Origin of the sequence: Microcella sp., assembly GCF_033763155.1 — a bacterium.
Lineage (GTDB): Bacteria > Actinomycetota > Actinomycetes > Actinomycetales > Microbacteriaceae > Microcella.
Map to the genome: position 1 here is coordinate 1 of NZ_JANRKZ010000028.1, position 6,226 is coordinate 6,226.

A 6,226-nucleotide genomic window follows, 5' to 3' on the forward strand; every position below is an offset into this window, starting at 1 on the left:
CCGCCACCAAGAGCTGCTCGTGCATCGCCATGACGTCCTCATGCGAGTCGATCCAGCTGACCTCGGCGTCGATCGACGTGAACTCGGTCGCGTGGCGCGAGGTGAACGAGGGGTCGGCGCGGAAGGCGGGCGCGATCTCGAACACCTTGCCGAAGCCGGCGGGTTGCGCCATCTGCTTGAAGAACTGGGGGCTCTGGGCGAGGTAGGCCTTCGTCTCGAAGTACTCCATCTCGAAGAGCTCGGCGCGGCTCTCGGAGGCGCTCGCCATGAGCTTGGGCGTGTGGATCTCGATGAAGTCGCGCTCGACCCACCAGCTGCGCAGCGCGTGCTCGAAGGTGGTCTGGATCTTGAAGATCAGGGAGGCCTCGGGCCGGCGCAGGTCGAGGAACCGCCAGTCGAGACGCTTGTCGAGGCTCGAGTCGTCGGCGATGGGCGTCTCGGGAAGCGCCTCGCTCACCACCTCGAGGGTCGCGATCTTGACTTCGATACCGCCGAGCTTCACGCGCTCGTCGTGCTTGAGCTCGCCCGTGACGCGGATCATCGTGCCGTGCGCGAGCCCGCCGATCGTCTCGGTGAGCGCAGCGGCGGCGTGCTCTTCTGCCGAGGCGCCGTCCTCGAGGTCTCTCGTCGCCGGGTTGACCAGCTGCACAGCCCCCGACTCGTCGCGCAGGATGACGAACTGCACCTTCTTCTGGTCGCGGACGGTCTCGACCCACCCCGCCACTGTCACGAAGCCGTCGGGGAAGGGGGCGAGGTTTTTGATGGGGGTGCGAGTCACGAGAGAAGAGCCTACCGTCGCCCGGATGCGCGGCTCGGGGCTCTCTCGTGAGAGGTCCGCGTATCCGCCCGCTGGCATCTTTGGCGTGTCCGGCGAGGCTGACCCTACGGCTTCCCTGCCGCTCGTCGGGGCAACGCTCACATCAGTGACGTTGTAGGCCGCACATCGAGGGTTCGGCAACAGCCTGAAACCTTCTGCAAGGTATTCATCATCGCTAAAGGACGATAACATCGCTGATACTTAATGTTTACAGAACGAAGAGGAGCCAGCGTGATTTCAACGATCGTTGTCGCTGCAGGCATGTTCGCGGCGACCAATATCGATGACATCGTGGTGCTGACGGTCCTGTTCCTGGCCTCGACGCGGGGCGGACCCCGACCTTGGCAGATCGTGCTGGGCCAGTACCTCGGTTTCAGTACCTTGGTCGCCATCAGCGTGGTCGCCGCGCTGGGTCTCACCGTTGTTCCGGATCAGTGGGTTGGCTTCCTCGGCGTCATACCACTTGCTATCGGCGTCATCGGGCTCTTTCGCGGGCTCCGCAAGAGCAAAGACGATGACGATGACGAAGCAGAGTCGGCGCTGAAGGCGGTCGGGCTTCTCGGTGTCGCGGGGATCACCATTGCGAATGGAGCGGACAATATCTCGCTCTACACGCCGGTGTTCCGCACCTTTTCGCCGACAGACACGGCGATTACGATCGTGGTGTTCCTCGTCCTCGTGGCCGCATGGTGCGCGCTCGGGCGGGCGATCGGCACGAACCGGAGAGTGACCGAGGCGCTCGAACGAATAGAGCATTGGCTCGTGCCCGTGGTCTTCATCGGGCTCGGCCTCTTCATCCTTGTCGAGTCGGGCGTTGTTCCTCGGTTGATCGATGTCCTCGGCTGACCCTTGCGATCGAATCATGACGGTGTCGACGTCCGATTCCGCTCGGTCGGTTCTCAAACCGGCGGCCGCTCTGTTTCACAGCCTCGCCGATCCCGCTCGCCTCGGAGTGCTACAGATTCTTATGAGCGGAGAGAAGAGGGTTGCCGAGATCACCGAGCAACTCGGCTTGGCTCAGTCCACCGTCTCCCAGCACCTTGCTTGTCTCCGCGAATGTGAACTGGTGGCAGTGCGCCCGGTGGGGCGTTCCTCGCTGTATTCGCTCACCCACCCTGAGCTCTTTGACCTACTCCGTTCAGCTGAGCGGCTGCTCGACGCCACCGGCGAATCTGTGACCCTCTGCAAGAACTACGGCGCCGCGTCTCGCTGACGCCACTCCTGTCAGTGTCACGGCACACTATCCGGCCGCCAGTTCTGGCGAGCGTTCCCGCCGCTTCGGCTCCGGCGGGTGCGCGGTGCTGGCCATGCCGGGGGTGCGACCCAGGCTTCTCCGTTCTCTTAGACTTGAGTCGTGCCCGCCGACCTCGTCCATCTCGTGCGCCACGGCGAGGTGCACAACCCCGGGCACGTGCTCTACGGGCGGCTCGAGGGGTTCGGGCTCAGCGACCTCGGGCACCGCATGGCCGCCGCGGCGGTCACGGGTCTGGCCGGGCATCCGGTGACCGCCCTCTATGCCAGCCCGCTGCAGCGCGCGCAGGAGTCGGCGGCGCCGTGGGCCGAAGCCTTCGGCCTCGACATCCGCACCGACGAGCGCCTCATCGAGCCGACCAACCGCTTCGAGGGCAAGCGCATGAACGGCCGCACGATCGCCGACCCGCGCAACTGGCACCTGCTGCGCAACCCCCGGGTGCCGAGTTGGGGCGAGCCGTTCGTCGATATCGCGGCCCGGATGCTCGCCGCGATGCACGAGGCGCGCGAGGCCGTCGACGCGGGCGAGGTCGTCATGGTCAGCCACCAGCTGCCCATCTGGATGGTGCACCGCGCGCTCGCCGGCGAGCCGCGGCACCACGACCCCCGCCGCCGCCGCTGCTCGCTCTCGAGCCTCACGAGCTTCGCGTGGGTCGACGGCCGCTTCGCTGAGACCGGCTATCAGGAACGCAGCGCAGGCTTGATGAATAGGTCCACCGATCGAGGAGCAGTCTGAAGATGCCTTCACTACACGGAACCCGGAGAATGGCGGTTGCGGTGACGGTCGCGACTGCCGTCGCGGTGTCCGGATGCACCGCCAGTGACTCTCTTGCCGATCAGTATCGCTCGGGCACCGGGCAGGGCTATATCTCGGGGGACGGCGCCTACACGGTCATCGCTGAGGCAGACCGCGGCGAGCCCATTGAATTTAGCGGGGTCATCGAGAACGGCGATACGGTCTCGAGCGACGACTACCGCGGCGAGGTGCTCGTCGTGAACTTCTGGTACGCGGCGTGCCCGCCCTGCCGCCTTGAGGCCCCGGACCTCGAGGCGCTTGCACAACAATTCGAGCCTGACGGCGTTACCTTCCTCGGCGTGAACATCTACGATCAGGCACCGACCGCGGTGTCGTTCGCGAAGGAATTTGGTGTGACGTACCAATCGATCCTCGACGTCAACTCCGGGTCAGTTCGTCTCGCCTTTGCTGGAGAGGTGGCTCCGAACGCGGTGCCGAACACTCTCGTGCTTGACCGTCAGGGGCGCGTCGCGGCACGAATCTCCGGGTTGATCAGCGAACCGAGCGTGCTGCGCTCAATGATCTCTGACGCGCTCGCTGAGGCGCCGTGAGCAGATTCGTCGAAGTCGTCAACCCGATCGGCGAGATCGTGCTGAGTGGCAACCTGCTCTTGGCCCTGCCGATCGCGCTCGCCGCGGGGTTTGTTGCCTTCGCGTCGCCGTGCGTGCTGCCGCTCGTGCCCGGCTACCTCGCCTATATCGGTGGCGTCACGAGCAGCAACGAGCTCGAGCAACGGCGGGGCCGCCTGCTGCTGGGCGTGGTGCTTTTCGTGTTGGGGTACAGCATCGTCTTCGTGAGCCTCTCGATCGTCTTCGCGACGGCGGGCCTGCTGCTGTTGCCGTGGATCGACCTCATCACGCGCATCGCGGGCGTCATCGTGATCCTCATGGGGCTCGTGTTCATCGGTCAGGTGTCGTTCTTGCAACGCAAGGTCGCGCCGCGCATCCAGGTTGCTACCGGGCTCGGCGGGGCCCCGTTGCTCGGCGTTGTCTTCGGGCTGGGGTGGGCGCCTTGTATCGGGCCCACTCTCGTCGCCGTGAATGCGCTCGTTATCAACGAGGGCGACATCGGTCGTGCGGCGATAATCGCGCTCATGTACTGCTTAGGTCTCGGCATCCCGTTTTTGCTCGTCGCGTTCGGGTTCCGCTGGGTGGCGGGCGCAACAGCGTGGCTTAAGCGGAACATCCGCGTCATCAACATCATCGGCGGCGCGCTGCTTATCGCCATTGGCCTTGCCATGGTGACGGGGCTGTGGCAGCAGTTCGTCTCGAGCCTCGGGGCGGTGATCGGTGGAACCGTTACGCCCCTCTGATCACTACGACACCGAGGCTCCCGAGCCACGCGGCATCGCGCAGCCGAAGCTCGACGCCGTCGGTTGGCTGCGGTTCTTCTGGCGTCAGCTCACGAGCATGCGCACGGCCCTCGTGCTCCTGCTGCTGCTCGCGGTCGCCGCGATTCCGGGCTCGCTCGTTCCGCAGCGCTCGGCCGATCCCAATGGCGTCGTGCAGTACGAGCGGAACAACCCCGAGTTGTTTGCTGTCTTGGACACCCTGCAGGTTTTCGACACCTACAGCTCGGTCTGGTTCTCGGCCATCTACTTGCTCCTGTTCGTCTCGCTCATCGGTTGCGTGATCCCGCGCACCCAGCACCACTGGCGGGCGCTGCGGGCCGCGCCGCCCGCGACCCCTGCGCGCTTGAACCGGCTTGTCGGGTACACCGAGCGGCACGCGGCAGGCGAGGTCGCGGCGGCTCTTGAGGCCGGCGAACGGGTGCTGCGACGACAGGGTTTCCGTGTCGCGCGGTATGGCGATTCGATCAGCGCCGAGCGGGGATACCTGCGCGAGACCGGCAATCTCGTGTTCCACTTCGCACTCCTGGGGGTTCTGTTGACCGTCGGAGTCGCTGGGGGTTTCGGCTACAACGGTCAGCGGGTCATTGTTGAAGGCCAGAGCTTCACGAACCAGCTCACGAGCTACGACTCGTTCAACCCCGGTCGCTACTTTGATGAGACCCAGCTCGATGCGTTCTCGATTCGGCTTGATGAGTTCGTGCCCGCCTATGACGTCAATAGAAGCACGGGCTTTCCGATCGCCCTGGACTTCACCGCATCAGTGACGGTGGTCGAGAACGGCGTCGAACGCACAGAAGACATCAAGGTGAACGAGCCGATCGATATCGGCGGGACGACGACGTACCTGCTGGGCAACGGGTTCGCGCCGTGGATCACGGTCTATGATGCTGAGGGAATCGCGGTCTTCAGTCAACCGGTGCCGTTCTTGCCACAGGATTCGAACCTCACGAGCCTTGGTGTCGTGAAGGTACCCGACGGGCTCGACGAACAACTTGGCATGATCGGGTTCTTCTATCCCTCCGCCGTTCCGCTGGAATCGGGCGCCCTGACATCGATTTTTCCGCAGCCAGACCAGCCGGTGCTCACTCTCAACGCCTTCGTAGGCGACCTCAAGCTGAACGAGGGGGTACCGCGGAGCGTCTACTCGCTCAGTACAGAAGAACTGACGCAGATCACGGGCGGCGACACGGGGGTCGAATCACTGGTCCTCAGATTGGGAGACTCGGTCGAGCTACCCGACGGCCTTGGCTCGGTCGAGTTCACGAGCCTGCCCCGATTCGTGAGTCTCGAAGTGCATCATGATCCGACGCAAGCTGGAGTGCTGATCTCGGTGGTGCTCGCCTTCGTCGGCCTGCTCACGAGTCTCTTCGTGCCGCGACGCCGATTGTGGATCGTGGCCGAGAGCACCGAGGGCGGCGTGCGCCTGCAGTACGCGGGGCTCGCGCGCGGCGACGACCCCGGGCTCGAGCGAGCCGTGGGCGAGCTCGCCGACGCGCACGTGGCCACGCTTCGTGATGTGAGCGGCGAACGAGCAGCTCAGTCGACCCAGCTCCCAGCATCCCGCGCGTAGAATAGGATCCTCATGGAAACTTTCGCTGCCCTCTCGCTCGTCGCCGTGTATTCGGCTATGGGCGTGTATACCCTCGCGTTTATTCTCTTTACCTTCGATCTCGCGAAACGCAGCGCGGACCAGCCTGCGCCAGCCTCGAGGATTGCCGAATCAGAGGCGTCGGTGCAGCAGGCGGGTACCGTTTCTACCGCGGTCCGGGCAACAACGACGACGGATGCCCCGCCGACGGGCGCGACCCGGTTCCAGCGCGTAGCGTTCGCACTCGCGCTCCTCGGCTGGGTGCTGCACGTCGGCGCGACTGTGTTGCGGGGGGTCGCCGCGGGTCGTGTTCCGTGGGTCAACATGTTCGAGTTCGGCCTGACCGCAACCGCGATCGGCATGGGCGTCTTCTTGATCGCACAAGTCTGGAAAGACCTTCGCTTCCTCGGCGCTTACATCACG

Annotated in this window: 7 protein-coding genes and 1 pseudogene; 7 read left to right on the top strand and 1 reads right to left on the bottom strand. The window is 64.8% G+C overall.

All coding sequences use genetic code 11. The features are described 5' to 3' along the window. Positions 1-778: amino acid--tRNA ligase-related protein (locus SFU54_RS01100; protein WP_319014475.1), on the bottom strand; the 778-nt coding region annotated here is incomplete at its 3' end. Positions 779-1,048: 270 nt separating this feature from the next. Between SFU54_RS01100 and SFU54_RS01105 the strand changes: the two genes are divergently transcribed. From SFU54_RS01105 to SFU54_RS01135, 7 genes and pseudogenes are all read left to right on the top strand, one after another. Then, on the top strand, positions 1,049-1,663 hold the full coding sequence (locus SFU54_RS01105; RefSeq protein ID WP_047566732.1) for a cadmium resistance transporter: 615 nt from the start codon (positions 1,049-1,051) through the stop codon (positions 1,661-1,663). A gap of 16 nt (positions 1,664-1,679) precedes the next feature. Continuing rightward, positions 1,680-2,030 carry an ArsR/SmtB family transcription factor gene (locus SFU54_RS01110; RefSeq protein ID WP_047566731.1) on the top strand — a complete coding sequence of 117 codons (351 nt, stop codon included), beginning with the start codon at positions 1,680-1,682 and terminating at the stop codon, positions 2,028-2,030. A gap of 141 nt (positions 2,031-2,171) precedes the next feature. After that, positions 2,172-2,804: a histidine phosphatase family protein gene (locus SFU54_RS01115; protein ID WP_319014476.1), complete on the top strand. Its 633-nt coding sequence runs from the start codon at positions 2,172-2,174 to the stop codon at positions 2,802-2,804. A 2-nt stretch (positions 2,805-2,806) separates the two neighbouring features. Then, complete coding sequence (locus SFU54_RS01120) at positions 2,807-3,415, top strand: TlpA disulfide reductase family protein (RefSeq protein WP_319014477.1); 609 nt, start codon at positions 2,807-2,809, stop codon at positions 3,413-3,415. Continuing rightward, entirely contained in the window at positions 3,412-4,176 is a 765-nt protein-coding gene (locus tag SFU54_RS01125) for a cytochrome c biogenesis CcdA family protein (protein WP_319014478.1), read from the top strand. Before SFU54_RS01120 ends, SFU54_RS01125 begins: the two co-directional genes overlap by 4 nt. After that, a complete protein-coding gene (locus tag SFU54_RS01130; protein ID WP_319014479.1) occupies positions 4,154-5,785 on the top strand; it encodes a cytochrome c biogenesis protein ResB in 1,632 nt (543 codons plus the stop codon). The genes SFU54_RS01125 and SFU54_RS01130 overlap by 23 nt, the downstream gene beginning before the upstream one ends. A 12-nt stretch (positions 5,786-5,797) precedes the next feature. Then, a pseudogene (locus SFU54_RS01135) lies at positions 5,798-6,226 on the top strand (c-type cytochrome biogenesis protein CcsB); the annotation flags it as partial.

Bases quoted from the DNA above. Each gene is read 5' to 3' on its own strand.
- SFU54_RS01110 (WP_047566731.1), top strand. From the start codon at position 1,680: ATGACGGTGTCGACGTCCGATTCCGCTCGGTCGGTTCTCAAACCGGCG.
- SFU54_RS01120 (WP_319014477.1), top strand. From the start codon at position 2,807: ATGCCTTCACTACACGGAACCCGGAGAATGGCGGTTGCGGTGACGGTC.